The sequence below is a fragment of the Allobosea eneae genome, assembly GCF_042657265.1.
GTDB classification, from domain to species: Bacteria; Pseudomonadota; Alphaproteobacteria; order Rhizobiales; family Beijerinckiaceae; genus Allobosea; species Allobosea eneae.
The window spans coordinates 146,812-172,185 of record NZ_JBHSLW010000028.1 but is presented as its reverse complement, the minus strand read 5'-3'; the positions used below and the strand labels follow the sequence as shown (position 1 = coordinate 172,185).

Annotated in this window: 30 protein-coding genes; 12 read left to right on the top strand and 18 right to left on the bottom strand. The window is 67.1% G+C overall.

The annotated features are described in order from the left end of the window. Positions 1–92 precede the first annotated feature (92 nt). The 3 genes from ACFPOB_RS17760 to ACFPOB_RS17750 form a co-directional block, all read right to left on the bottom strand. Positions 93–455: a type II toxin-antitoxin system VapC family toxin gene (locus tag ACFPOB_RS17760; RefSeq protein ID WP_377799737.1), complete on the bottom strand. Its 363-nt coding sequence runs from the start codon at positions 453–455 to the stop codon at positions 93–95. Beyond that, positions 452–649: a type II toxin-antitoxin system VapB family antitoxin gene (locus ACFPOB_RS17755; protein ID WP_377799736.1), complete on the bottom strand. Its 198-nt coding sequence runs from the start codon at positions 647–649 to the stop codon at positions 452–454. The genes ACFPOB_RS17760 and ACFPOB_RS17755 overlap by 4 nt, the downstream gene beginning before the upstream one ends. A gap of 73 nt (positions 650–722) precedes the next feature. Further along, a complete protein-coding gene (locus tag ACFPOB_RS17750) occupies positions 723–2,345 on the bottom strand; it encodes a peptide chain release factor 3 (protein WP_377799735.1) in 1,623 nt (540 codons plus the stop codon). Between the two features lie 181 nt (positions 2,346–2,526). Here ACFPOB_RS17750 and ACFPOB_RS17745 point away from each other — a divergent pair, with 181 nt between their 5' ends. Beyond that, entirely contained in the window at positions 2,527–4,209 is a 1,683-nt protein-coding gene (locus ACFPOB_RS17745) for a methyl-accepting chemotaxis protein (protein ID WP_377799734.1), read from the top strand. Between the two features lie 16 nt (positions 4,210–4,225). Here ACFPOB_RS17745 and ACFPOB_RS17740 read toward each other — a convergent pair whose 3' ends face one another. The 5 genes from ACFPOB_RS17740 to ACFPOB_RS17720 all read right to left on the bottom strand — a co-directional run bounded on the left by ACFPOB_RS17740 (position 4,226) and on the right by ACFPOB_RS17720 (position 7,451). Further along, the gene (locus tag ACFPOB_RS17740) at positions 4,226–4,993 is read right to left on the bottom strand and encodes an ABC transporter permease (RefSeq protein WP_377799733.1); all 768 of its coding nucleotides are present in this window, start codon (positions 4,991–4,993) and stop codon (positions 4,226–4,228) included. Further along, entirely contained in the window at positions 4,990–5,916 is a 927-nt protein-coding gene (locus ACFPOB_RS17735) for an ABC transporter ATP-binding protein (protein ID WP_377799732.1), read from the bottom strand. The genes ACFPOB_RS17740 and ACFPOB_RS17735 overlap by 4 nt, the downstream gene beginning before the upstream one ends. Positions 5,917–6,051: 135 nt before the next feature. Beyond that, positions 6,052–6,216: a hypothetical protein gene (locus ACFPOB_RS17730; RefSeq protein ID WP_377799731.1), complete on the bottom strand. Its 165-nt coding sequence runs from the start codon at positions 6,214–6,216 to the stop codon at positions 6,052–6,054. Continuing rightward, positions 6,213–6,713, bottom strand: coding sequence for a hypothetical protein (locus ACFPOB_RS17725; protein ID WP_377799730.1), 501 nt, complete (start codon positions 6,711–6,713; stop codon positions 6,213–6,215). The genes ACFPOB_RS17730 and ACFPOB_RS17725 overlap by 4 nt, the downstream gene beginning before the upstream one ends. Positions 6,714–6,824: 111 nt before the next feature. Continuing rightward, positions 6,825–7,451 carry a hypothetical protein gene (locus tag ACFPOB_RS17720; RefSeq protein WP_377799729.1) on the bottom strand — a complete coding sequence of 209 codons (627 nt, stop codon included), beginning with the start codon at positions 7,449–7,451 and terminating at the stop codon, positions 6,825–6,827. Positions 7,452–7,598: 147 nt separating this feature from the next. Here ACFPOB_RS17720 and ACFPOB_RS17715 point away from each other — a divergent pair, with 147 nt between their 5' ends. Further along, positions 7,599–8,894, top strand: coding sequence for a DUF3422 family protein (locus tag ACFPOB_RS17715; RefSeq protein WP_377799728.1), 1,296 nt, complete (start codon positions 7,599–7,601; stop codon positions 8,892–8,894). A 9-nt stretch (positions 8,895–8,903) separates the two neighbouring features. Here the strand turns inward: ACFPOB_RS17715 and ACFPOB_RS17710 are convergent, their stop codons facing one another. Beyond that, a complete protein-coding gene (locus tag ACFPOB_RS17710; RefSeq protein WP_377799727.1) occupies positions 8,904–9,458 on the bottom strand; it encodes a L,D-transpeptidase in 555 nt (184 codons plus the stop codon). 134 nt (positions 9,459–9,592) lie between these two features. On the opposite strand from ACFPOB_RS17710, the gene ACFPOB_RS17705 reads away from it, so the two are divergent. Together ACFPOB_RS17705 and ACFPOB_RS17700 are read left to right on the top strand one after the other, a co-directional pair. Further along, a complete protein-coding gene (locus tag ACFPOB_RS17705) occupies positions 9,593–10,228 on the top strand; it encodes a class I SAM-dependent methyltransferase (RefSeq protein ID WP_377799726.1) in 636 nt (211 codons plus the stop codon). 151 nt (positions 10,229–10,379) lie between these two features. Continuing rightward, positions 10,380–10,997 (top strand): glutathione S-transferase family protein, encoded by a 618-nt coding sequence (locus ACFPOB_RS17700; RefSeq protein ID WP_377799725.1) that lies wholly within the window; start codon positions 10,380–10,382, stop codon positions 10,995–10,997. Positions 10,998–11,003: 6 nt separating this feature from the next. Here ACFPOB_RS17700 and cynS read toward each other — a convergent pair whose 3' ends face one another. Both cynS and ACFPOB_RS17690 read right to left on the bottom strand, forming a co-directional pair. Next, positions 11,004–11,492, bottom strand: a complete 489-nt coding sequence (cynS, locus tag ACFPOB_RS17695) for a cyanase (RefSeq protein WP_377799724.1) — start codon at positions 11,490–11,492, stop codon at positions 11,004–11,006. Between the two features lie 99 nt (positions 11,493–11,591). Continuing rightward, complete coding sequence (locus ACFPOB_RS17690) at positions 11,592–12,533, bottom strand: pentapeptide repeat-containing protein (RefSeq protein WP_377799723.1); 942 nt, start codon at positions 12,531–12,533, stop codon at positions 11,592–11,594. Positions 12,534–12,775: 242 nt separating this feature from the next. Between ACFPOB_RS17690 and ACFPOB_RS17685 the strand changes: the two genes are divergently transcribed. Further along, a complete protein-coding gene (locus ACFPOB_RS17685; RefSeq protein ID WP_377799722.1) occupies positions 12,776–12,922 on the top strand; it encodes a hypothetical protein in 147 nt (48 codons plus the stop codon). 477 nt (positions 12,923–13,399) lie between these two features. Next, positions 13,400–13,819, top strand: a complete 420-nt coding sequence (rnk, locus tag ACFPOB_RS17680) for a nucleoside diphosphate kinase regulator (protein ID WP_377799721.1) — start codon at positions 13,400–13,402, stop codon at positions 13,817–13,819. Between the two features lie 50 nt (positions 13,820–13,869). Here rnk and ACFPOB_RS17675 read toward each other — a convergent pair whose 3' ends face one another. Beyond that, positions 13,870–14,916, bottom strand: a complete 1,047-nt coding sequence (locus ACFPOB_RS17675) for an MBL fold metallo-hydrolase (RefSeq protein WP_377799720.1) — start codon at positions 14,914–14,916, stop codon at positions 13,870–13,872. A 95-nt stretch (positions 14,917–15,011) separates the two neighbouring features. Between ACFPOB_RS17675 and ACFPOB_RS17670 the strand changes: the two genes are divergently transcribed. Both ACFPOB_RS17670 and ACFPOB_RS17665 read left to right on the top strand, forming a co-directional pair. Beyond that, on the top strand, positions 15,012–15,938 hold the full coding sequence (locus tag ACFPOB_RS17670; protein ID WP_377799719.1) for a tyrosine recombinase XerC: 927 nt from the start codon (positions 15,012–15,014) through the stop codon (positions 15,936–15,938). An 80-nt stretch (positions 15,939–16,018) separates the two neighbouring features. Further along, the gene (locus tag ACFPOB_RS17665; RefSeq protein ID WP_377799718.1) at positions 16,019–16,600 is read left to right on the top strand and encodes a DUF4337 domain-containing protein; all 582 of its coding nucleotides are present in this window, start codon (positions 16,019–16,021) and stop codon (positions 16,598–16,600) included. A gap of 20 nt (positions 16,601–16,620) precedes the next feature. On the opposite strand, the gene ACFPOB_RS17660 is transcribed toward ACFPOB_RS17665, so the two are convergent. After that, positions 16,621–17,421: an SDR family NAD(P)-dependent oxidoreductase gene (locus ACFPOB_RS17660; RefSeq protein ID WP_377799717.1), complete on the bottom strand. Its 801-nt coding sequence runs from the start codon at positions 17,419–17,421 to the stop codon at positions 16,621–16,623. A 200-nt stretch (positions 17,422–17,621) separates the two neighbouring features. On the opposite strand from ACFPOB_RS17660, the gene ACFPOB_RS17655 reads away from it, so the two are divergent. From ACFPOB_RS17655 to ACFPOB_RS17640, 4 genes are read left to right on the top strand one after another with little or no spacing between them, the layout of a single operon-like run. Then, a complete protein-coding gene (locus tag ACFPOB_RS17655) occupies positions 17,622–17,945 on the top strand; it encodes an ArsR/SmtB family transcription factor (protein ID WP_377799716.1) in 324 nt (107 codons plus the stop codon). Beyond that, positions 17,942–18,370 carry an SRPBCC family protein gene (locus ACFPOB_RS17650; protein WP_377799715.1) on the top strand — a complete coding sequence of 143 codons (429 nt, stop codon included), beginning with the start codon at positions 17,942–17,944 and terminating at the stop codon, positions 18,368–18,370. Before ACFPOB_RS17655 ends, ACFPOB_RS17650 begins: the two co-directional genes overlap by 4 nt. Positions 18,371–18,385: 15 nt before the next feature. After that, positions 18,386–18,838 carry a DUF1801 domain-containing protein gene (locus tag ACFPOB_RS17645; RefSeq protein ID WP_377799714.1) on the top strand — a complete coding sequence of 151 codons (453 nt, stop codon included), beginning with the start codon at positions 18,386–18,388 and terminating at the stop codon, positions 18,836–18,838. Between the two features lie 22 nt (positions 18,839–18,860). Beyond that, the gene (locus tag ACFPOB_RS17640) at positions 18,861–19,274 is read left to right on the top strand and encodes a DUF1801 domain-containing protein (RefSeq protein ID WP_377799713.1); all 414 of its coding nucleotides are present in this window, start codon (positions 18,861–18,863) and stop codon (positions 19,272–19,274) included. 146 nt (positions 19,275–19,420) lie between these two features. Here ACFPOB_RS17640 and ACFPOB_RS17635 read toward each other — a convergent pair whose 3' ends face one another. The 5 genes from ACFPOB_RS17635 to ACFPOB_RS17615 all read right to left on the bottom strand — a co-directional run bounded on the left by ACFPOB_RS17635 (position 19,421) and on the right by ACFPOB_RS17615 (position 25,219). Then, positions 19,421–20,815, bottom strand: coding sequence for an amidase (locus ACFPOB_RS17635; RefSeq protein WP_377799712.1), 1,395 nt, complete (start codon positions 20,813–20,815; stop codon positions 19,421–19,423). A 27-nt stretch (positions 20,816–20,842) separates the two neighbouring features. Further along, positions 20,843–21,700 (bottom strand): ABC transporter permease, encoded by an 858-nt coding sequence (locus ACFPOB_RS17630; protein WP_377799711.1) that lies wholly within the window; start codon positions 21,698–21,700, stop codon positions 20,843–20,845. Beyond that, positions 21,697–22,644 carry an ABC transporter permease gene (locus tag ACFPOB_RS17625; RefSeq protein ID WP_377799710.1) on the bottom strand — a complete coding sequence of 316 codons (948 nt, stop codon included), beginning with the start codon at positions 22,642–22,644 and terminating at the stop codon, positions 21,697–21,699. Before ACFPOB_RS17625 ends, ACFPOB_RS17630 begins: the two co-directional genes overlap by 4 nt. A 142-nt stretch (positions 22,645–22,786) precedes the next feature. Beyond that, the gene (locus ACFPOB_RS17620; protein ID WP_377799709.1) at positions 22,787–24,277 is read right to left on the bottom strand and encodes an ABC transporter substrate-binding protein; all 1,491 of its coding nucleotides are present in this window, start codon (positions 24,275–24,277) and stop codon (positions 22,787–22,789) included. 204 nt (positions 24,278–24,481) lie between these two features. Then, entirely contained in the window at positions 24,482–25,219 is a 738-nt protein-coding gene (locus ACFPOB_RS17615) for a GntR family transcriptional regulator (RefSeq protein ID WP_377799708.1), read from the bottom strand. Positions 25,220–25,374 lie beyond the last annotated feature (155 nt).

The window sequence follows — 25,374 nt, the reverse complement described above, 5'->3', positions numbered from 1 at the left end:
CACGGGCGAGATGACGCTTGCGTGAGGACGACTAGCTGGCGCTCGCGCCAGAATCCGTCATCTGCTCCGCATCAAGCAGCACGAACAGAGCGTCAGGCTTCGGCTGCGACGCCCAAGCGATCGGCTGCTGCGTGTAAGCGGCGGTCTCTGGTCCAGAGCGGAGCGCCAGAGAGACGTGCCGAGGCAAGGAGATGCACATCGATATAGCCGATGCCGAGCCCGTATAGTCGCTCATCCTCGATCAAGGCCATGACCTCTTCATGAAGGGCGACGGCAGCTTGGGGCAAGGCCTTCAGGACGTCGATCACGACATCTCGCCGCGCCAGCGAGCCAAGCGCGACCTCGGCGACGACGAAGGGATGAACGAGCACCTGGCCGTCGGCTAGGAACTCGACCACCCGCGTCTCGACTCGTCGGAGGTGATCGATCCACATAGAGCTATCGAGCAGGATCATGCCTCGGGCGCGCGCCTGCGCGGCGCTGCGGTGGCTTTCGGATCGGAGCCACCCAGCTTGATCGCCCGTCGTGCCGCCTCGCGCTGGACCAGGGCGGCGAGCGCTTCCCGTAGCAGGACCGAGCGCTCGGTGATGCCGGTATAAGCCTGAGCCTTTTCGACGAGGTCGGCGTCCAGGGTCACGGTGGTCCGCATGACTTTCTCCATCTGCGCATCAGATCTAGCATCAGATGAGACGCAAGGCCATGCGCGGCGACCTCCCCCCGCCTCAGCCCCCCGAAACCTTCTGGTAGTCCTTCACATCGGAGAAACTGATCTCCGGCGCGCGCTCGGCGTCGTATTTCAGGGTGAACTGCGACGAGGCCATGAAGACCGGGTCGCCATCAAGATCGTCGGCCATCGATGAGGGCTTGGCCGCCGTGAACTTCTGCAGCGCCGCCTTGTCCTCGCTCGATATCCAGCGCGCGATGGCGAACTGGCAGGGCTCGAAATCGACGGGCAGCGAATACTCGGCCTCCATGCGCTCCTTGAGTACGTCGAGCTGCAGCGCGCCGACGACGCCGACGATGGCCGGAGCGCCGTCATGCGGCAGGAAGAGCTGGACGACGCCCTCCTCCGCCATTTGCTGCAGCGCCTCGCGCAGCTTCTTGGCCTTCATGGCGTCCTTGAGCTTGACGCGGCGCAGGATTTCCGGGGCGAAGCTCGGCACGCCGCGGAAGACGATGTCCTCGCCCTCGGTCAGCGTGTCGCCGATGCGCAAAGTGCCATGGTTCGGCAGGCCGACAATGTCGCCCGCGAAGGCTTCTTCTGCGATCGAGCGGTCGCGGGCGAAGAAGAACTGCGGCGCATTCAGCGGCAGCGGCTTACCGGTGCGCACCAGCCTGGCCTTCATGCCCCGCGAGAGCTTGCCCGAACAGACTCGCATGAAGGCGATGCGGTCGCGGTGATTCGGGTCCATGTTCGCCTGGATCTTGAAGACGAAGCCGGTCATCTTCGGCTCACCCGCCTCGATCGTCCGCTTATCGGCCTGCTGCGCCCGCGGGCTCGGCGCCACGCGCCCAAGCGCGTCGATCAGGTCGCGTACGCCGTAGTCGCGCAGCGCCGCGCCGAAATAGACCGGTGTCAGATGGCCCTCGCGGAAGGCTTCGAGATCGAAGGGCTTGCAGCCCTCGCGCGCCAGGAAGACTTCTTCGCGGAAGGTGTCGGCGGCGCCATGCGGCAGGAGCTCGTCGAAGAACTTGTCGTCCTCGCCGGCGACCTTCTGGCCGGCATCGCTCTCGTCGCCCTTCTGGTTGCGGCGCAGCGTGTTACTGGCGAGGTCGAGCGTGCCGACGAACTCGCGCCCGCGCCCGACCGGCCAGGTCATCGGCGCGACGTCGAGCGCCAGCGTCATCTCGATCTCGTTGAGCAGGTCGAAGGGGTCGCGCGTCTCGCGATCGACCTTGTTGATGAAGGTGACGATCGGGATGTCTCTGAGACGGCAGACCTCGAACAGCTTCTTGGTGCGCGCCTCGATGCCCTTGGCGGCGTCGATCACCATCACCGCGCTGTCGACCGCCGTCAGGGTCCGGTAGGTATCTTCCGAGAAGTCCTCGTGGCCGGGCGTGTCGAGCAGGTTGAAGACATGCCCGTCATATTCGAAGGTCATCACCGAGGTGACGACCGAGATGCCGCGCTGGCGCTCGATCTTCATCCAGTCGGAGGAGGTCTGGCGCCGGCCGGCCTTAGCCCGCACTTCGCCGGCGAGCTGGATGGCGCCGCCGAAATAGAGCAGCTTCTCGGTCAGCGTGGTCTTGCCCGCGTCCGGGTGCGAGATGATGGCGAAGGTCCGCCGGCGCGCATGGGGCGCCGCGGCAGCCGCCGCGCTGTCGGTGGTCGAAAGATCGGTCATGGCGTGGTCAAGACAGGATGCGGCCGCGCGAGTCAATCGCGCGAAGCGTCATCGCGATGCGACAATCCCTGCGTTCATGACATGCGTTCCAACGCAAATTTAACCAAACCCGGCCATTGTGGCTGCTGGGTTCACCGCTGCGCACCGAGACGAAGCCGCAGCCTTCCGCTTCTCGACACAGATGGCCACGCTGCGCACCATCTCGAGCCAGATTCTCGCCGCGATATCGCTTCTCGTCATTGCCGCCGCTCTCGCCATCGGCCTCGGCGTCTACAGCCTTGGCCAGTACGCCAGGGTGACCGATGAGATGCAGGCGGCCTCGCGCCGCTCCAGCATCGCAGAGCGCATCAATGGTCTGGTCAACGGCGTGGTGATGGAATCACGCGGCATCTATATGAGCGCCGACAGTGCCGAGGCAGAGCGCTTCGCGCCGCTCCTGCTGCAAGGGCTCGCCGAGATCACGCTCGTGATGGCGGAATGGCGGCCGTTGGTCGACGATCAGGACCGTGCCGCCTTCGCCAGCGTCGATGCCGCCATGCAGGACTTTATCCGCTTCCGGCGCGAGATCGTCCGCCTGGGCCGCGCCGGAGCGCTCGCCGCGGCGCGTGAACTCGGAGACAACGAGGCCAATCGCGACAATCGCAAGATGCTGAATGACGGCCTCAGGCGCATCGCGGGCAGCTATGACAGCCGCAGCGCCGCGCTCGATGCCAGGCTCGAAGCGATGCAGCGCGACAGCGTCAACCTGCAGATCGGCGTCGGCGTTCTTTCGATCGTCGTCGGCCTCGGCCTCGCGCTCCTCGTCGTGCATCGCCGTGTTTCGCATCCGCTGCGCAGGCTTGCGACGACGATGTATAGCCTGGCGGCAGCCGAGCTCGTCCCGAATATCCCGCTCGTGCACCGCCAGGACGAGATCGGCGCCATGGCTCGCTCGGTCGAGGTCTTCCGCGAAAATGCTCAGGCTAGAGAAGCTCTCGAGGTTGCAGCCGCTCGAGAGGACGCCGGGCGCACGGCGCGGCAGCAGCGGATCGCCGAGGTCGTCGCCGCCTTCGATGCACGGCTCGCCGATGCACTGGAGACCGTCGAGACCGGCGCCCACACCCTGGAGGGCGCGGCGCGGGCGGTGAGCGAGATCGCCAGCGCCCGCACCATGCAGATCGACGGGGCGCAGAACGCCTCGCAGGATGCCTCCGACAGGGTCCAGCATGTCGCCGTCGCGGCCGAGGAGCTGTCGAGCTCGATCGCCGAGATCGCCGACCGTGTGACGCGGGCGAGCACCATGGTCAGCAGTGCTGCGCGGGACGCCCAGGGAGTGAGCCGGCGCGTCGATGGTCTCGCCCAGGCCTCCGAACGCATCGTCAGCGTCATCGACCTGATCCGCGACATCGCCGAGCAGACCAATCTCCTCGCGCTCAACGCGACGATCGAGGCTGCCCGCGCCGGCGAGTCCGGGCGCGGCTTCGCCGTCGTCGCCGCCGAGGTGAAAACTCTGGCGAGCCGGACGGCCGAGGCGACGAACGGCATCGCCAGTCAGGTCGAGGCTTTCCGGAGCGAAGCCCGTGACGCCGTCGCCGCGATCGGCGCAATCGCCAACACCATTACCGAGGTTTCGCAGCACACCGGGGCCATTGCCGCCGCGACCGAGCAGCAGAAGAGCACCACTTCGGAGATCGCCCGCAGCGCCCAGGCGACCGCCGACGGCGCCGCCACGGCCGCCCTCGCACTCGACAGCCTCGCCGCCGCCTCCGGCGAAGCGACCGCCGCCGCCGCCGACACGCTACGCACCGCCGAGAAGCTGGCCCGCGAGGCCGAAGCCCTGCGCGGCGCCGTCGCGACCTTCTTCAGCCAGATCAAGGCAGCCTGACGCGGCCGCCCGATCGTCAGTTCTTGAGCCGGTAGCCGGTCTTGAAGATCCAGGCGATCACGGCGATGCAGGCGGCGAGGAAGACCAGGGTCATGGTCAGGCTGACCGCGATCCCGACATCGGCCGTGCCGTTGAAGCTCCAGCGGAAGCCGCTGATCAGATAGACGACCGGATTGACCAGCGTCACCGCCCGCCAGAACGGCGGCAGCATGTCGATCGAGTAGAACGAGCCGCCTAAGAAGGTCAGCGGCGTGATGACGAGCAGCGGAATCGCCTGCAGCTTCTCGAAGCCATCGGCCCAGACACCGATGATGAAGCCGAAGAGGCTGAAAGTCGCCGCCGTCAGGATCAGGAAGAGCAGCATCCAGACGGGGTGCATGATCTTCAGCGGCACGAACAGAAAGGCGGTGGCGAGGATGAGCAGGCCGAGCAACACCGACTTCGTCGCCGCCGCCGCGACATAGGCGAAGACCGCCTCCCACCACGCGACCGGCGCAGAGAGCAATTCGAAGATCGTGCCGGTGAACTTCGGGAAATAGATCGCGAAGGAGGCGTTGGCGATGCTCTGCGTCAGCAGCGAGAGCATGATCAGGCCCGGCACGATGAAGGTGCCATAGGGCACGCCGTCGATCGCCTGCATATGCGACCCGATCGCCGCGCCGAAGACGACGAAATAGAGCGAAGTCGAGATCACCGGCGAGAGCACGCTCTGCAGCGGCGTGCGCCAGGTGCGGGCCATCTCGAAGCGGTAGATCGCCTTGATCGCGTGGAGATTGACGCTCATGCGTTCGCCCTCAGAAGGCCGACGAAGATGTCCTCGAGCGAAGACTGGCTGGTGCGCAGGTCGCTGAAGCGGATGCCGGCCTCGGCCAGGTCCTTCATCAAGGCGGTGATGCCGGTGCGCTCGGCCTTGGTGTCGTAGGTGTAGACGAGCTCAGCTCCCTCGGCCTGCAGCGCGAGCCCATAGCGGGAGAGCGCTTCCGGCACCGCCGCGAGCGGCGCCTGCAGATGCAGGGTGAGCTGCTTCTGGCCGAGCTTGCGCATCAGCTCCGCCTTGTCCTCGACCAGGATGATCTCGCCATTGCTGATCACGCCGACCCGGTCGGCCATCTCCTCGGCCTCCTCGATATAATGGGTGGTCAGGATGATGGTGACGCCGTCGTCGCGCAGGCGGCGGACCAGCTTCCACATGTCCTGGCGCAGCTCGACATCGACGCCTGCGGTCGGCTCGTCGAGGAAGAGGATTTGCGGCTCGTGCGCCAGCGCTTTGGCGATGAGCACGCGCCGCTTCATGCCGCCCGATAGCGTCATGATCTTGCTGTCGCGCTTGTCCCAGAGCGAGAGGTCGCGCAGCACCTGCTCGACGATGGCCGGGTTCTTCGGCTTGCCGAACAGGCCGCGGCTGAACGACACCGTCGCCCAGACCGTCTCGAAGGCGTCGGTGGTCAATTCCTGCGGCACGAGACCGATCCGGCTGCGCGCCGCGCGGTAGTCGCGGATGATGTCATGGCCGTCGGCGAGGACCGTGCCGGTGCTCGGATTGACGATGCCACAAACGATGCTGATCAGCGTGGTCTTGCCGGCCCCGTTCGGCCCGAGCAGGGCGAAGATCTCGCCGCGCCTGATGTCGAGGTCGACGGTCTTTAGCGCCTGGAAGCCCGAAGCATAGGTCTTCGACAGGCCGGATATTTGGATGATCGGTTGCATGGGCGAACGCTATACTCGCAGCACGGCAGATGGGTGAAGGCGGGATGGTGCCGTTTCGCCCTGCCGGCACGACATCCCGCGAAACAAGAATGGCCGGGCGAGCCCGGCCATAGCAAGTGGTTCTGCCAGGTTCTGTCAGCGCATGAAGAACCAGAGCAGGATGATGATCGGAATCGGAACGCCCACCAGCCACAGAATGATCGAACGCATCGACGCTAACCCCTTGATTGCCATCGGATGAAGATGACGGGACAACGTCGATACGCCGCCGGCGGTTCCGCCGCCGGGAATCGATCTCATTTGTAGGCGATGCTGTCGACGAGCGCCTTCATCGCCGCGTCATGCTCCTTGTCGCCCTCGGGCGAGGCCCAATAGGTCATCATGATGATCTTGCCGCTCGACACGTTCGGATTGATCGCGATGTAGCGGATGATCGAATCGCCGTCCTTGCTTTTGGCCTTGAGCTCGGTGAAGGACCAGGCCTTGCCCTTGACCTCCTGCTTCATGGTCTCGGAGGCGCCGGTGATCGTCACCCCCTGCTTGTCGAAATAGCCGTTGTGCTCCTTTTGCACCGCCTCGAGTTCGTCGGGCGCGATCAGCTCGAACCAGATATAGATCTCCTCGTCGGGCGTCTTGATCTCGACGCCGCGCTTGACCTTCGCGGTCGTCCAGGCGTCCGGCACCGTGACGACCGCGACCGGATCGGCTTCGGTGATCTGGAGCGCTCCGGCCATGGCCGGCAGCCCGGCAAAGCCGGCGAACGCAAGCGCCAGCGCGAAGACGGTCTTCCGCAACATGAGTATTCTCCCCCGGGATCGGCCAGCCGCGCGCCCCTGCGCGCGCCGCGATCCGCCGAGCCCGAGGGTGTGTCACAGCCCGCCGCGATGACAAGGCAGGCAAGCCGCGTTTCAGGCCGGTTCGGCTGCGGTCGGGTGCCAGAGGAGTTGATAGCCGTTCACAAGCGCGGCCAGGGACGACGGTGGCGTGACAACGGCGACCGGACCGGTAGGCCGCGGCCGGCTCGCGACATAACCCGACGGCGACCAGAGCAGGGCCCGCCCGTCTCGCAAGGCATGGAACTCGCCCTCCGGCGTGACGAACATCGCCCCATCCGGCAAGCTCTCCGCTGGCAGCCGGTGCAGTCGTTTTCTACGGCCGTCGCGCCGCTCGCGATCGAGCCGCTCGTCGATCACAGGAAACAGGGGCACCTTGGCGAGACCGAGCCCGGCGACAAGCGCCGCTCGGTAGGCATGGGCGTCGGCCCGCCGGCATTCGACGCAAGGCCGGTGTCCGGCTGCGAGCGCCGTCACCTCGTCGCAGAAGAACAGCTCGGTGTAATAGCGGCCCCAGACGTCGCGCTGCCGGCCCTTGAAGGAGAGCACGCAGCAGATCCATTGCTTCGTCGCGAACAGCCGCGTCGGCAGCGCCTTCGTCGCAGGATCATGGAACTTGCCGCCGCGATTGCCAAACAGCAGCCCGCGTGCCGGATCGGCGAAGAGCGAGCCATCGGGGCGGACGCGGTTGGGCAGCGGCATGGGGTGAGCCTAGGGCGCGGCGACGCCATATCATGTCACCAGTGCGCTGCCCTTGCGACACCGTGCCGGACTCGCAGCGCATAGCGCTTTCCGGCAAGCTTCGAGGCGCGCGAAGGCCGAATGGCGCGCGCAAAGGGGCTAGGCAGCATGGACCGGACCACCGAAAACGGCGCGCCGCCGCTGGTCGCGCATCCCTCGCGCGGCACCATCCTCGGCGAGATTCATGCCCGCCCCTTCGCGCCCCTGGCGACGCCGCAGCGCCTTTTGCATTTCGCCTTCATGACCGACCAGGCGCAGGCCGCAGCCGACCGCGAGGCGCTTGCTCGCTTCTGTGCCGAGCGCGGGGTCCCGGCACCGGCCGAGGGCGCCAAGCACCATCGCACCAGGCTCGGCGAAGCCAGCCTGCGCTGGGAGCAGCACAGCGAATTCACGACCTACACCTGGGAACTGCCCTCCCCCGGCACGCTGCCTTTCCTGCCGGCGACAACCATCCTGCCCCACGGCATGCTCGCTTTGCCGCAACCGGGGCCGCATCTGGTCGCGATCGACCTGCATCTGCTGCCGGAACGGGCGGCGCCGGAGCTGGAGAGCCTGTTCGACCCGGCCAGCCTCGCCGCCTCGCTGGTCGATGGCGAGGCGGCTATCGCCGCGACCGATTTCCGCGCTGGGGCAGACGGCTTCGTCCGCATCCTCGTGCTCGATCGCCAGCTCACCCCGGCCAAGGCCGGCGCGTTGGCGCAACGGCTGCTGGAGGTCGAGACCTATCGCGTCCTTGCTCTGCTCGGTCTGCCGGAGGCACACCGCCTCGCTCCCTCCGTGCGCCATATCGAGGAGGTGCTGGTGCGCATCGCCGGGACGATGATGCAGACCGACGGGCTCGCCGCCGACAACGCCCTGCTTGACGAGATGACCGCCCTCGCCGCGACGCTGGAATCCGAGGTCGCTGCGTCCAATTTCCGCTTCGGCGCCAGCCGGGCCTACAACGAGATCGTGCAGCAGCGACTCGTGGCGATCGGGGAAGCGCCCTATGGCGGCTGGCCGACCATCGCCGCCTTCCTGTCGCGGCGCATGGCGCCAGCGATGCGCACCTGCCAGATGCTGCAGCAGCGCCAGCTCGACCTGTCGCGCCGGCTCGCCCGCGCCGCAAACCTGTTGCGCACCCGCGTCGACGTCGCGCTCGAACAGCAGAACCGTGATCTGCTCGCGGCGATGAACGACCGCACCCGGCTGCAGCTGCGCCTGCAGCAGACGGTCGAGGGGCTCTCGGTCGCGGCGATCGGCTACTATGTCGTCAGCCTGTTCGGCTATCTCGCCAAGGGCGCCAAGGATGCCGGCTACCTGCCTGTCGATGTCGGCATCGCGACCGCATTGTTCGTGCCGGTCGCGATCATCGGCGTCTGGCTGATGGTCCGCCGCATTCGGCGGGGCCATAGCGACGGCTAGCTCCCACTATCACTGCACGATCACCTTGGTGCCCAGCCTGACGCGATCATAGAGATCCATCACGTCGCGATTGGTCATCCGGATGCAGCCGGACGAGACTGCCGCCCCGATCGTGTCGGGTTCGTTCGAGCCGTGGATGCGGTAGAGGCTCGAGCCCAGATAGATCGCCCGCGCGCCGAGAGGATTCTCCATCCCGCCTTCCATATGGCGCGGCAGGTCGGGTCGGCGCTTCAGCATCGCCGCCGGCGGGCGCCAGTCCGGCCATTCGCGCTTGCGCGAGACGATCTTGGTGCCGGACCAGCTGAAGCCCTGCCGACCGACGCCGACGCCATAACGGATCGCCCGCCCCTGCCCGAGCACGTAGTAGAGCCGTCTCTGGCTGGTCGACACCACGACCGTGCCAGGTGTCTGCTTGCCGCTCCACGCAACGATCTGGCGCGGCACCGGCTGTTCGCTGAAGATGTTGAGGAAGTCGGCGAGGCCGCGGCTGATCGGGTTGGAATAGGCCGACGCAGGCGTAGCGAAAGCGAGAGTGGCGGCAGTCAAGACAATGGCGCGCAGCATGATGATCCCTGCAACGCCCCCCGCCGGGATTTAACCGGAAGAGGCAAAGCAGGGTCAACCCCGGCTCAGCCCCGCGGTTCAGCAACGAACTGTTGCAGGACCGTGCTAGGCCGGCATCGCAATAGGAGATTTGCATGAGCACCGCGAGCGATGCCCGCTACTGGGACCGGTCTTCGAAGAGCTACGCCAAGTCGCAGATCTCGGATCAGGCCGGTTACGAGCGCACGCTGGAGCGGACGAGTGCCCTGCTGAAACCGGATAGCAGCGTGTTGGAGCTCGGCTGCGGCACCGGGACGACGGCGCTGCGGCTCGCCGGCGGAGTCCGGAGCTATCTCGCAGCGGACCTCTCCGCCGGCATGATCGCCATCGCGCAGGAGAAGTTCGCCACGAGCCCGGTCGCGGGGCTCGTCTTCCGCGCGGCGACGGCCGAGGCTCTCGCCGCCGAGGCAGCGCGGTTCGATGCGGTGCTCGGCTTCAGTTATCTCCATCTGGTCCGCGATCTCAGCGGTACCCTGCGCAGCATCCATGCCCTGCTCGCACCCGGAGGCCTGTTTATCTCCAAGACACCCTGCCTCGGCGACATGAACCCGCTGATCCGATTGGCCCTGCCGCTGATGCAGATGATCGGAAGGGCGCCCTATGCCGGCGTCTTCAACGCGCAGGAGCTGGACGGCCTCATCGCTGCCGCGGGCTTCGAGATCCTGGGCTCCGAACGCCATGCGAGCAAGGGCAAGGACAGCCGGCCCTTCATCGTCGCGCGCAAGGCATAGCTCGGGCAGCAGATACCAAAGGGAGCAATCCGCAGCGTCTCGCGTTTCGTTCCAGATGGTCGGCCAGGCCTGGAACGATCCTGCCAACTGCTGACCGATGGCACCCCTATCAGCCTGCCCATCATTCGAGGAAACGCCGAAAGGGCACCGCATGCTGACCTTCTATCACGCGCCGCAGTCGCGCTCCTTCTCGATCCTCTGGCTGCTCGAGGAACTCGGCCAGCCCTATGAGATGGAGATCGTCGACATCCGCGCGCAGGACGGCCCGCCGGAAAGCTATCGCGCCATCCAGCCGCACAAGAAGGTGCCGGCGATCGTCCATGACGGCACGACCGTGACCGAGCGCGCCGCGATCTGCCTCTATCTCACCGAGCAATTCCCCGAGGCCGGGCTAGCGCCGGCCGTCGGCGATGCCGACCGCCCGGCCTTCCTGACCTCCCTCGTCTATACCGACGCCGTGCTCGACCCGATCATCGCGACCTCGGTCCACAAGTTCCAGTACGAGGCACGCGGCTTCTCCTTCGGCTCGCATGCCGACACGGTCGCCAATCTCGCGAAGAAGCTCGGCGAACATCCTTATGCCGCCGGCGAGCGCTTCACCGCCGCCGACACCCAGCTCGGCGCCGGCATCCATTTCGGCATGAACATCGTCGGCGTGCTGCCGCGCCTGCCGGTCTTCGAGGCCTATATGGGCCGGATAATGGAGCGGCCGGGGCTGCAACGGACCCTGCAGAAGGACGGCACGCTGGAGCCCGGCCAGATGCCCTGAGGTGGCCTATTCCTCCTTGAAGCCATAGTCGGGAATGCCCTGCTCGTTGCCGTAATATTTATACGGCAGGAACTTGCCGGACATGGTGATCCTGACCCGGTCGCCTTTGGGATTGGGCTCGCGTTCGAAGGCGATGTTGAAGTCGATCGCCGACATGATGCCATCGCCGAACTCCTCCTCGATCAGCGCCTTCCAGGCGGGGCCGTTGACCATCACCATCTCGTAGAAGCGGTAGATCAGCGGATCGGTCGGCGGCATCGGCGTGCCGGTGCCGCGATAGGGCACTTCGTTCAGCATACGCTTCTCGGACTCGGAGAGGCCGAACAGCGCCGCCGCCTTCTCGGCAAGCGGCTTCACCAGCTTCATCTGGCCGAGCAGGGCGCCGATCACCAGCACCTCGGACATGCCGCCGATCTCGTCGGTGATCTGTTTCCAGCTCCAGCCCTTCTCGCGCTTGATGTCGAGAATCTTCTCGGTGAGCTCTTCGCGCTTCATCTCGCCCTCGCCGGTCGCCGCCGCCGGTTCGGCGGGCGACAGGACGCTAGCAAGGCACGGGCCAAGGCAGCCGGGAGATGAGAAGCTGCAGGTGCTCGCTCAACGCCGGCCGAGCCGGAACTGCTCCAGCGCCGCGATCTGCTGCGCTACGGGCGAAACCTGCGCCGCCAGCGAGATCCCCTCGAAATGCCGGCGGCCGCGGAACCGGGCACGCTCGAAATTCGAGCGGCCGTCGAAGGCGGCGTTGCTGAACCAGGCGCCGCGGTCGAAGCGCGCGGCAGCAAAATTCGCCATCTGCCCGAACTGCGTCTCCTCGAAACCGGCATTGCCGGCGAACTCGGCCTCGCCGAAATCGGCCGCGCCGGCGAAGCGGCAATCGCCGAAACCCGCCTCGCCAGCATGGCGCACGCCGCGGAACTGCGTCACGCCGTCGAAGCGCGAGCCGCGGAACCAGGCATCGCCGCCAAACTCCGCCTCGACGAAGCAGGCTACGCCCTCGCAGCGCATGTCGCGGAACTCGGCGGTGCCGTGCAGGGTCGCCGCGCCGAAATCGGCATCACCGGCGAAATGCGCCTTGTCGAAGAAGGCATCGGCACGGAAGCTGGCATCGCGGAAGCTGGCCGGCCCATGGAAGTGCGCTTCGGTGAACCAAGCGTCGCCGCAGAAAGCGCTGCCGGAAAAGCGGGCAGCCGCTGGAAAGATGATGCCAGCGACATTGAAATCGCCATCGAAGATCTCGTCGATCAGCTCGACATCGGCAAAGAGGCGCCAGAGCGCCCGCAGCGCGCCGTCGGCACCCATCCGGCCGTGCAAACGCAGCATCTCGCCCGCCCAGCCATTCCAGGCTGCTGGGCCTTCTCCAAGACGCGCCAGAATCGCCTCGCGCCGCGCCGCCATGAAGGCTGAGGCCTCCGGCCCGGCCGCGCCATAGCGCGCGGCGCGTTGCGCAGCGGCAAAGCCGGCCTGATGCGGCCGAGCCCAGGAATTCAGCTGCAGGAGTTCGGCGCGTGCATCGGGCACGAGCCGGAACAGGCTGGCCATATTCGGATGACGCCCCGGTTAACGATTCATTAGCCTTAAGCGAGCCGCAGACGCGGTTCAATCGCTGCTTTGCTCGCCAAAGCGTCCGAGCGCGCTCGTCGCTGCGCCGGCGCTGGCGAGTTTCTTTGCCCGGCGCAGCACATCGTTAAGCCTATGGGTCGATAAGCCTCTGTAGCGTAAGGCATTTGAAGTATTTTCAGGGTGATCCTGAGCCTTGTCAGTCACGCGGAATGCCAGCGCCGATGAACACGCTTCCATCGTCGAATCTGTTCACGGTTGCGACCGAAGCAGTGGCGCCGTCGACATCGAAGCACCATATTGCTGGGAAAGATGCAGTGAAGATCGATGGTGGCGAACTGATTCTCGCCACCCCCGCTGCTCAGAACTGAGGGACGCTATGGACCTGCTGGCCCGCTTCATTCTCCGCCTCGGCGCTCTCCTCGCCCCCGACCAGCGGCAGCTCAAGCCGATCCCGGTTCCGGTGCGCCGGCCTATGGCCCGCGGCTGAGCTGGCGGTAAACGCCTCCGATCCCGATCGAGCGAGTTGTCGAAAGCTCGCTCGCCTTGATCTCGCCTCGAACCGTCATCGGTCGGCGGCAGGCCTCCCCGGCCTTGACAGCAACGCGCACGCCCCCAACTCTATGGGTATGACGACGAAGCATCGCCTCGTATTTCGGGTCGCCCCGATCGCGGAATTCTAGCCCCGGACTCGGCCCGAGCGCGCCCCAAGTCCTGGGGTGCCGTCAAATGCTGTCCGCCGTCATGGCAGCACGACTGTTCAAGGCGTCTCCGCCAAAACCCTTTTAGACCTTGCCGGTCGCGCCCCGGCGCCGCCGTCGCGTGCGTCATCGCAGGACACCAGACCCATGACCCAGCCGAACCAGAAGACCCAGCGCAAGCCGAAGATCATCGTCGGCGAGATCGACCATGAGCGCCTGACCGGCCTCGCCACCACCGCACTCGAGCGCATTCCGGAGGTCGCCGAGGAATTGCTCGCCGAGATGGACCGCGCCAAGGTCGTCGCGCCGGCCAAGCTGCCGGCCGACGTCGTGCGCATGGGCTCCTTCGTCACCTTCGATTCGGATAGCGCCCAGCATCGCCGCGTCCAGCTCGTCTATCCTGGCGAGGCCGATATCGAGCAAGGCCGGATCTCGGTGCTGACCCCGATCGGGGCGGCGCTGATCGGCCTTGCCGCCGGCCAGTCGATCGCTTGGACCGCCCGCGACGGCAAGAAGCATGTTCTGACGGTGACCGCGGTCGAGCAGCCCGCCATGGCCGCGGCCTGACCTGACAAACAGCCCCTCCCCTCGTTCGCGAGGGGACGCCGCCGCCGGGCTCAGCCGGCCGCCATTACCTTCATGATCCCGCCTTGCGGCTCAGCCCAGCGCAATTCGCCGAGCCGCAGCATCGCATTCACATGGGCGAAGACCTCGCTGAAGGCGAAGGAGAGCTGGTGCGGATCGAGCGGCCGCGTGAACATCACCGGCACCAGCTCGGCGACCGAATGCGGCCCCGTGGCGACTGCGCCCGCGATCAGACGGCAGCGCTCGGCGTGATGAGCAGCGAGCGCGGCGCAGCGCTCGGCAAGCCCGTAGAATGGCAATTGATGGCCGGGCAGGACCAGCGTCCCCGGCGGGATCGCCTGCGGCAGCGCCTTGAGCGAGCGCAGATAGAGACCGAGCGGATTGCCTTCCGCATCCACCGCCCAGACGCTGATGTTCGGCGTGATCTTGGCGAGGATCTGGTCGGCCGCCAGGAAGACGTTCGCCTCCGGGCAGTGGAACATCAATTGCTCCGGCGCATGGCCATCGCCCGCCAGCACGAAGAAGTCGCGCCCTCCGATCCTGAGGACGTCGCCGGCGACGACGCGGGTGAAGGTCGGCGGCAGCGGCGTCACCTGTCGGAGATAGCCATGACCCAGCGTCGAGACGACCTGCGTCACCTCCGCCGAGAGGCCGTGGCGCAGATAGAAGTCCTTGTAGACCGGCGCCTCCGACGCGCCCGGGCTGAGCGAGATGTTGAGGCAGCCGAGATAGCCGGTCTGGCTGGTCAGAAGCGGCGTACCGAAGCGCTCGCAGAGCCAGCCGGCGAGTCCGATATGGTCGGGGTGAAAATGCGTGACGAAGAGCCGGGTCAGCCGCTTGCCGGCGAGCGGCCCGGCCATCAGTGCGAGCCAGGCCTGCTTGGTCGCCTCGTCGCCGATGCCGGTGTCGATCACCGCGACGCCGTCGCCATCCTCGATCAGGTAGATGTTGACGTGGTCGAGCCGGAACGGCAGCGCGATCCTGGCCCAGAAGATGCCGGGCGCAACCTCGATCAGCTGGCCGGGGGCCGGCGGTTCGGGAAAGGGGAAGATCAGGCCGTGCGGATCGGGAGCGTGCAATTTGGTCAGCCCTGAACAATGCCTGCGGGGGTTCATAGCAGGCAGTGATCGCGCCGGACAACGGTTGTTAAGTCTCGCGCGGCATGATCGGGACGATGAGCGATTTCGACATCCTCCGGCGCGACTGGCTCGCCCATCTCGGCCATGAGCGCCGGCTCTCTCCGAAGACGCTCGAGGCCTATGGTCGCGACATCGAGCAGTTCGCCACCTTCCTCACCCATCATCTCGATGCGCCGCCGACGCTGAAGGCGGTCGCCGCCCTGAAGCCGGCGGACCTGCGCGCCTTTCTCGGCTATCGCCGCCGCGACGGTGTCGGCAACCGCACACTGATGCGCCAGCTTGCGGCGCTGCGCTCGCTCGCCCGCTTCGGCGAACGCAGCGGCCGCCTGACCGCTGCCGCCTTCGCCGCGACGCGCGGGCCACGCCTCGGCAAAGGCCTGCCGCGCCCGCTCGACGCCAAGGCCGCCGCCGCGGTGACCAAGGCCGACAGCCGCGCCGGCGAGGAGCGGCCCGACTGGGTGCTGGCGCGCGACGCTGCTGTGCTCTCCCTGCTCTATGGCAGCGGCCTGCGCATCTCCGAGGCGCTCGGCCTGAAGCGTTTGCAGGCGCCGGTCAGCACAGCTGATGCGCTGACCGTGCTCGGCAAGGGCGGCAAGACCCGGATGGTGCCGGTGCTGCCGGTCGTGGTCGAATCGATCGCCGGTTATCTCGCGCAGTGCCCGTGGCGGCTGGCGCCCGAGGGGCCGCTCTTCGTCGGTGTGAAAGGCGGGCCGCTCTCGCCGCGCATCATCCAGCTCGCGGTCGAAGGCCTGCGCGGCTCGCTCGGACTGCCGGGCAGCGCGACCCCGCATGCGCTGCGCCATTCCTTCGCCACCCATCTGCTCGGCCGCGGCGGCGACCTGCGTGCGATCCAGGAGCTGCTCGGCCACGCCTCGCTCTCGACCACGCAGATCTACACCCGCATCGATTCCGCCCGCCTGCTCGCGGCCTATGATTCCGCCCATCCGCGGGCTCGGGGATAACCGCTTACCTTCGGTAAAACCGTCTTGATTCCGCCGCGGGGACCGGCCATCACGCCCGGCCTTTCCGGGGGGAATCACTGATGGCCTCAGCCGCACCAGACGTCACCGAAGACAACCAGCCGACCAGCAAGACCAACAAGCGCATCGCGCTCCTGATCGGCATTCTCGCGCTCTTGCTCGCCTTCTCCGAGATCGGCGGCAAGAATGCCGAGCAGGACGCGCTCGCCAAAAACATCGAAGCCTCCAATCTCTGGGCCTTCTTCCAGGCCAAGACGATCCGCGGCACGACGCTGCGCACCGCCGCCGACGCGATGGAGGTCGAGCTCGCCGGCGCGACCGACCCGGCCGTGCGCGAGCGCCTGCAGAAGCGCATAGACGGCTGGAAGGCGACGATCGCCCGCTATGAGTCCGAACCCGAGACCAATGAAGGTCGCAAGGAGCTGATCGTCCGCGCCAAGGCGGCCGAGGCCAAACGCGACATTTCCAGCGCTCGCGACGACAAATACGACATCGTCTCGGGCCTGCTGCAGATCGCGATCGTGGTCTCGTCCGCGGCGATCATCACCGGCGTCGCCCTGCTTGCCTGGACCGGCGTCGGCCTCGGCGCGCTCGGGCTCGCGCTGATGATCATCGCCGAGGTCGCGCCGACCGCGCTGTTCTGATCAAGCCGAGGGCGCGGCCCTCAGTAGTGGATCGCGCCTTTCGAGCCGCCGCCGCAGGCGATGGCGTCGCCATTGATCGCGACGCTGCGCGGCGAGGCCAGGAAGGCGACGATGTCGGCGACCTCGGCCATGTCGACCAGCCGGCCGATCGTGACGTTTGCGGCCATGCGGCGCTCGACCTCCTCAGGCGCCAGCCCCGACGCCGCCACCCGCGCGGCGATGACACCCGGCGTCTTCTCGGTCCGCGTCGTGCCGGGATGGACCACGGTGACGTTGATGCCCTGCGGCCCAAGCTCGTCGGCGAGGTTCTTGGTCAGCGCCGCCACCGCGACATTGCGAATCGAGCCGACCGTCGAGCCGGTCAGGCGCGCCGCCAGCCCGCTGATGTTGATGATGCGGCCCCAGCCATTTGCGGCCATCACCGGCGCGGCCTCGCGGGCCATCCTGAGATAGCCCATCACCTTGACGTTGACGTCGTCGAAGAACAGGGCGTCGGTGATCTCGGCGAGCTTGGGCGGCGTCGCCTGACCGCCGGGCTTGGCCGCTGCGTTGACCAGGATATCCAGCCCGCCCAAAGCCGCGACGGTGCCGGCGACGACAGCCTTGACCGAGGCATCGTCCTGCGTGTCGACGGTGAGGCCGACGATCTTGCGGCCGGTCTCCCGCGCCAGCTCCGCCGCGGCGGCGTCGAGCTCCGCCTGGTTGCGCGCAGCGATGACGACGTCGACGCCTTCCAGCGCCAGTTGGCGTGCGATGGCACGGCCGATCCCCTTGCTGCCGCCTGTGACCAGAGCACGCTTGCCGTTCAGCATCAGATCCATGGTGAAATCCTCGAAGGCAGGATCGCAGAGGCGCCGACAGCGGCGTTTCCTGCGGTTTCGCCGAGCATCCTGCGCGAGCGATCCGTCCCGGTCCAGCGCGCCGGCTGCGCCCCTGTCCTGCCTCGCCTGCGAAGGCGCTTGACCAACTCATATCTCCATGGTTATGAGTTAACCCATAGCCAACGGGTTATCGATCTCAGATGCCAGACGCTCACGACATGCTGTTCAGGACGCTCGCCGACCCCACGCGGCGCGCCATCTTCGAGCGCCTGTGCCGCGACGGCGAGCTGACCGTCGGCGCGCTGACCGCGCAGGCCGGCGTCTCGCAGCCGGCGGTCTCGAAGCATCTCGGCGTGCTCAAGCAGGCCGGGCTGGTGCGTGACCGGCAGGCCGGCAGGCAGACCCATTACAGCGCCCAGCTCGGCGCGCTCAGCCCGCTGATCGACTGGACCAGCCAGATGGCCAGGTTCTGGGAGGCGCGGTTCGACGACCTCGAAAATTTGCTCGCAAGGATGGATCAATGACCACCGCCACGCAGACCCGCTCCGTCACCGTCGAGCGCGAGATCGCCCATCCGCCGGAGAAGCTCTGGCGCGCCCTGACGCAGCCGCATCTGATCGCGGAATGGCTGATGAAGAACGACTTCGTCCCGGTTGTCGGCCATCGCTTCAACCTGCGCGGCGAATGGGGCGGCGTGCTCGATTGCGAGGTCCTCGACATCGAGCCGAACCGTATGCTGGCCTATAGCTGGGACTTCGCCCATGACGATCCGGCCTTCAACCTGAAGAGCACGGTGACCTTCACCCTGACCGCGACGCCCAGGGGCACGCTGCTGCGCGTGGAGCAGGCCGGCTTCCGGCCCGAGCAGAAGCAGGCTTTTGGCGGCGCCAAGGCCGGCTGGCATGAGTTCTTCGGCAAGCTGGAAGAGCTGCTGGCGAAGAGCAGCTGAGGTCGGAGCGGAGCCATGGCTGGCAAGACATCGAAGGCGGCAGCGAAGCCGAAAGCCGAAGGCGGGCAGCCCGTCCTGTTATCGGGCGGCAACCCGCAGATCGCCAAGGGCTATGGCGACGGACCGGTGCAGGCTTATATCGCCGCGATGCCGGGCTGGAAGAGCGCCCTCGGAGCCCGGCTCGACACATTGATCAGCGAGGCCGTCCCCGGCGTCAGGAAGGCGGTAAAGTGGAATTCTCCGCTCTACGGCATGGAGGACGATTACTGGTTCCTCGGCATTCACGTCTTCACCAGATATGTGAAGGTCGCCTTCTTCCGCGGCGCCTCGCTCGATCCCGTCCCGCCCGGCACCTCCAAGCAGAAGGAGGTACGCTATCTCGACATCCGCGAGGATGACGAACTCGACGAGGCCCAGTTCAGCGCCTGGGTGAAGCAGGCCGCGGCGCTGCCGGGCGAGAAGATGTGACGACGACGAGGACACCTGCAACATGAAGCAGGCGAACAAGAAGACCGGCGACGCGGCCTCGGCCTCCGCGCAGATCGACGCCCGGATCGCGGAACTGACCGACTGGCGCGGCGCAACGCTCGCGAGGGTCCGCGCCGTCATCCGGGAGGCCGATCCCGAGGTCGAGGAAACCTGGAAATGGCGCGGGGTCCCGGTCTGGGAGCATGCCGGCATCATCTGCACCGGCGAGACCTACAAGAGCGCGGTCAAGCTGACCTTCGCAAAGGGTGCTTCGCTGCCCGATCCTTCCGGCCTGTTCAACTCCAGCCTCGACGGCAATACGCGGCGCGCCATCGACATCCACGAGGGCGCCGCGATCGACGAGGCGGCGCTGACGGCGTTGATCCGTGCTGCGGTAGCGTTGAACACGGCAGGGAAGAAGCGGAAGAAAGCCTGAAGACTCCCATCCACAGCCCTCATCCTGAGGAGCCGCGCAGCGGCGTCTCGAAGGATGCTCCAGGAGGCTCCGGCGGCAACTGGAGCATCCTTCGAGACGCATCCTTCGGCTGCTCCTCAGGATGAGGGCTGTGGTTCCAGACCGCTTCAAAGAGGCCGTGGCACCCGCGGCCAGTCCGGCCCCTGCCCCCGCAGCCTCTCCCAGGCCCGCGCCATCTGCAGCACGCCGAGATCGTCGAAGCGCTTGCCGGTGATCTGCAGGCCGATCGGCAGGCCCGACGTGGTCATGCCGGCATGCACCGAGATCGCCGGCTGGTCCGACATGTTGGCCGCCACCGTGAAGACGATGTGCTCGAAGGGCCGCTCCGGATCGTGGATCGGCGAGGCCAGCTCGGCGGCAAAGCTCGGCACCGGCGAGACCGGCGAGAGCACATAGTCGAACGGCGCGATCGCCTTCAGCGCCGCATGGCGGATCGCCAGCATCTGGCTCATGCCGCGATGCACCTGCGCCCCGGTGAGCGAGCGACCGCGCTCGGCCCAGGCGTAGATATAGGGCAGCACCTTGTCCTGCCGCTCGCGCGGCAAGGCGCCGATCTCGGCCCAGGCGCGCTGGCGCCAGAAATCGTCGAGCCCGTCGAGCATGTCCTGCGTCAGGAAGGGCGGCGCGATCTCGACGATCGCGCCAGCCTTGCGGAAGGCGTCGGCCGCCCTGGCGATCGCCGCCCTCACCTCGGGCTCGACTGGCAGGCCGATGCCAGCTTCCAGCTGAAGCCCAATCTTCAGCCCACGCGGCTCGCGCTCGAGCTCGCCCCAGGCGATCTCCTGCGGCGGCAGGCTCATCGGGTCGCGCTCGTCCGGCTTCGAGAGCTCGCGCATCATCAAGGCGGCATCGGCGACACTGCGCGTCATCGGCCCGGCGACGCGCCCGTAATAGGTCGGGTCGATCGGCACGCGGCCGAAGCTCGGCTTCAGCCCCACGAGCCCGCACCAGCCGGCCGGCAGGCGGATCGACCCGCCGATATCGGTGCCGACATGCAAGGGGCCGTAGCCGGCCGCTCCGGCCGCCCCGGCGCCAGCCGAGGAGCCGCCCGGATTCTTGCTGAGATCGAACGGGTTGCGCGCCAGCTCGTGGAAGCTCGACAGGCCGGAGGAGAGCATGCCGTAATCGGGCATCGTCGTCTTGGCGAGGATGACGCAGCCGGCCTCGCGCAGGCGCTGCGCCGGCGGCGCGTCGGCTACGGCCGGGGCAAGCTCCGTCGCCGCCGTGCCCAGCGGCACAGCCGTGCCCTTGGTCGCGATGTTCTCCTTGATCGTGCAGGGCACGCCGTCGAGCGGCAGCGCCTCGCCCCGGCGCCAGCGGCCCTCGCTTTCCTTGGCGGCGGCGCGGGCGCCGTCCGGATCGTAGGCGTAGAGCGCCTTTAGCGACGGCTCCCAGAGCGCGATGCGCTGGATCACCGCTTCGGTAACCTCGACCGGCGAAAGCTCGCGCGAGCGGAAGGCCCGGAGCATGTCGACGGCGCTGAGATCGGCGAACTCGATCATGACTGGAACTCCGCAAGCATCGTCATATCAGTCCCGGGACCGGCGCATGCGCGGATCGACCGCGTCGCGCAGGCCGTCGCCCAGCAAATTGAAGGCCAGCACCGAAAGCGCGATCGCGGCGCCCGGGAAGATCGCGAGCCAGGGCTGCGCCGCCATGAAGGTCTGCGCCTCGTTGAGCATCCGCCCCCAGCTCGGCGCAGGCGGCTGCGTGCCGAGACCGAGATAGGACAGGCCGGCTTCGGCGAGGATGGCGAGCGCGAACTGGATCGTCGCCTGCACCACCAGCACGCCGGTGATGTTGGGCAGGACATGCTGGCGCGTGATCGCCATCTCCGTGAGCCCCGCAGCACGCGCCGCCAGCACATAGTCGAGCGCCCAGCACTGCAGCGCCGCTCCGCGCGCAAGCCTTGCGAAATAGGGCAGGCTGAACAGCGCGATCGCGATCACCGCGTTCATCATGCCCGGGCCCCAGACCGCGCTGATCATGATCGCCGAGAGCACCGCCGGGAAGGCGTGGCTGAAATCGGCCATGCGCATGATCAGATTGTCGAGCCACCCGTCGCGCCTTATCGCGGCGATCAGCCCGAGCGCGCTGCCGACGGTCAGGCCGAGCCCGACCGCGCCCAGGCCCACCGCGAGCGAATTGCGCGCGCCGACCATGATCATCGAGAACACGTCCCGCCCGAACTGGTCGGTGCCGAACCAGTGCTCCGCCGAGGGCGGCCGCAGGCGCTTCAGGATCGCCATCTGCGTCGGCTCATAGGGCGTCCAGACGTAAGAAATCAGCGCCATCGCGACGACGAGCCCGGCGAGCAGCAATCCGGCCAGGAAGGACGGCCCGGCCCACCAGCGCCGCGGGCGGGAGCGTGGCGCGACCGCGCTCATGACGCCTGCCGCAGGCGCGGGTCGATCAGCCCATAGACCAGCTCGATCGCGAAGTTGATGAAGACGACCAGGCCTGAGAACAGCATGACGAGGTCCTTGACCACGATCAGGTCATGCTGCGCGATCGACTGGAAGACGAGGCGCCCCAGCCCCGGCAGGGCGAAGACGTTCTCGATGATGATCGCGCCGGCCAGCAGCACCGAGAACTGCAGGCCCAGCACGGTGACAACCGGAATCAGCGCATTGCGCAGCACATGCCGCAGCATAGTGCGCCGCCGGCTGACACCCTTGGCCCGGGCGGTGCGGACATAGTCCTCCTGCATCGTCTCCAGCATCGCCGAGCGGGTGACGCGAGCGAGGATCGCCGCCTGCGGCAGAGCGAGCGCGACCGCCGGCAGCAGCAGCGATTTCAGCGCCGGTACGAGCCCGGCCTGCCAGCCCGGAAAGCCGCCGGCCGGCAGCCAGCCGGCGCCGACGGCGAAGACCAGCACGAGCAGGAGGCCGAACCAGAAATTCGGGATGGCGAGCCCGGCCTGCGCGAAAACCATCACCGCCGCATCGCCGGCGCGGTTGTGATTGGCCGCGGCGAGCGCGCCTAGCGGGATGCCGATGGCGGAAGCGAGCAGGATCGCCATCGAGGCGAGCGGCAATGTCACCACCATGCGCTCGCCGATCAGCTGCGTCACCGGCACGCGGTAGGTGTAGCTCAGGCCGAGATCGCCGGTGACGAGGCCGCCGATCCAACTGAAGAAGCGCAGCAGCGCCGGCTGATCGAGCCCCATCTCCGCCCGCAATGCCGCAAGCGCCTCCGGCGCCGCATTGAGCCCGAGCGTCACCGCTGCCGGATCGCCCGGCAGGATCTCCAGCACGAGGAAGATGACGATCGCCGCGCCGAGCAGCGTCAGGGCGAAGGCGAGCAGGCGGCGGAGCAGGTAGGCGGTCATGGGACGCAAACCACGCCGTCGTCGCAAGCGACCAGCGTCATTGCGAGGAGCGCAGCGACGAAGCAATCCAGGGGCGGCAGCGCTCTACGCCTCCCTAGATTGCTTCGCTGCGCTCGCAATGACGGCGAAGCTGTCACAACCGTTACCGCCAGCGCACCTCCGCCAGCGGCGTCAGCGGCAACGGCCAGTCGGTCCACATGCCCTCCAGATCGGCCCTGGTTACGGTGATCTTCGGCAGGATGAATAGGAAGCCGTTGACGGCATCGCGCGCCAGCATGCGCTGGGCGTCGCCATAGAGCCTGTTGCGCTCGCCCTCGTCGACCGTGCGGTCGATTGTCTCGATCAGCGCCTTGAACTCGGGATTCCTGTACTGGAAGTAGTAGTCGTCGCGGGCATAGTTGGCGATGTCGAGCGGCTCGGTGTGAGAGATGATCGTCAGGTCGAAATCCCTGTTCTTGAATACCCGCTCCAGCCATTGCGGGAATTCGAGCGGCTCGATCTTGGCGGTGATGCCGATCTGCGCCAGCAGCGCTGCGACGATCTCGCCGCCGCGCCTGGCATAGGCCGGCGGCGGCAGGCGCAATGTGCATTCGAAGCCCCTCGGGAAGCCGGCCGCCGCCAGCAAGGCCTTCGCCTTGGCGAGATCGACCGGGTAGGTGCCGGTCAGGTCGATATAGGCTGGGTGCAGCGGCGAGAAATGGCTGCCAATATAGTCGAGATCGAAGCCGTAAATGCCGAGCGCGATCGTCTTGCGGTCGAGCACATGCGAGATCGCCTGGCGCACCCGGACATCACTGAACGGCGCCTTGGCGTTGTTGATCGCGAGGATGGTCTCGCCCTCGGTCTTGCCGAGCGTGACCTTGAGCTTCGGATCGGCCTTGAGCTGCGGGATCGCCTCCGGCGCCGAGAGATTGGTGAAGACGTCGATGTCGCCGGCCCTGAGTGCCGCGACCTGCGCCTGCGGATCGGAGATGAAGCGGAAGGTCGCCTTGGCGAGGGCGGGCTTCGCGCCCCAGTACTCGTCGTTGCGCATCAGCTCGAGCCGGTCGCCGCGATTCCAGCGCGCGAACTTGAACGGGCCGGTGCCGACCGGATTGGTCTTGTTGTTCGCCGCTGTCGCCGGCGAGACGATGATCGCATCGCCCCAGGACAGCCCGTAGACGAAGTTCGCCGTCGGCTGCTTGAGCTTGATGGTGAGCGTGACCGGGTCGGGCGCCTCGATGCTCTCGATCGGCGTGAAGATCCAGCGCTGCGCATTGGTCGAATCGGGCGCGACGGCGCGCTCGAACGAGAACTTCACATCGCGCGCGGACAATGGCGTGCCATCATGGAAGCGCGCATTCGCCCTGAGCTTGAACGTGTAGGTGAGGTTGTCGGGCGCCAGCGTCCAGCTCTCGGCCAGCGCCGGCACCAGCTTGCCGGTGCGGTCCATCGCCACCAGCCCCTCGAAGATGTTCTGCAGCACGACCTCGCGGATCGCCTGCGCCGCACCCGAGGTCGGGTCGAGCGTCGGCGGCTCCAGCGTCATGCCGATGGTGACGCCGTCCTTCGCCTGCGCCAGCGCGGCGAGCGGAAGCTGGGTTGCAAGCGCGGCAAGGCCCGCTCCCGCCAGAAGATCGCGCCGCGTCGTCATCGTCCGCCTCCATCGTCATTGCGGCGCAGGATGGCGCGGAAATGAAGCGGGAGGCAAGAGCGGGCATGCCCACCAGCCCTCATCCTGAGGAGCAGCCGTTAGGCTGCGTCTCGAAGGATGATCCAGGAGGCTCCTGAACCATCTGGAGCATCCTTCGAGACGCCGCTACGCGGCTTCTCAGGACGAGGGCTCACGAAGACTGCCCTAGACGAAATAATCCGGATAGCTCGCCTTGAGGTGCACCAGGTCCGGCAGCAGCGTGCCGAGATGCTGGCGCATCGCGCCGACCGCGGCCGAGGCATCGTGCCGCCTGATCTCGTCGACGATGGCGAGATGCTCGCGGATCACCATCGCCATCCGCCCCGGCACCGGCAACGTCATCCGCCGGCAGCGGTCGATCTGGCTCTTTGCCGCCTGAGCGAGCTTCCAGACGCCGGGATAGCCGGCGATCTCGGCGAGCGCCTCGTGGAAATCCTCGTCGGCGAGGTGGAAGCGCTCCTGGTCATCGGCCTCATGCGATTCGTGCAGCACGGCGATCGTCGCATCGAGCCGGGCGATGTCCTCGGCGGTGGCCGTGCGCGCCAGCACCTCGACCGTGGCGCATTCCAGCGCCTGGCGGATGAACACCGCCTCGGGGATCGCGCCGGTCGGGATGCGGGCTACGAAGGTGCCGGCCTGCGGGAATATCTCGACCAGCCCCTCCTCCTTCAGCCGGATCAGCGCCTCGCGCACCGGCGTGCGGCTCATGCCGAAGCGGGCGGTCAGGTCCTTCTCGGACAGCGGCACACCGGGCCGGAGCACCATGTCGAGGATCTCGCGGCGAAGCTCGTCCTGCACCACCGAGGCGGCCGTAGCGCGGCCTGCGGAGGCTCCGGCCAGGCGCTGCGGCTTGCGCTCACGGCGCGAGCCTCCAGTCTCGCCTATCCCTAATGCCTCCGACATCGTCCTATCCCGGCCATGATCGCCTCCTTATTGGACCACGATGCGCGCTCCGCGGCCAATCAGGGCCTAACACGGCCAAGCTGCGCATACTAGTATATTAGTATATTGACATCACCAGCGCCGGGCCTATGGTCCGGCCCGATAGAGGAAACGCC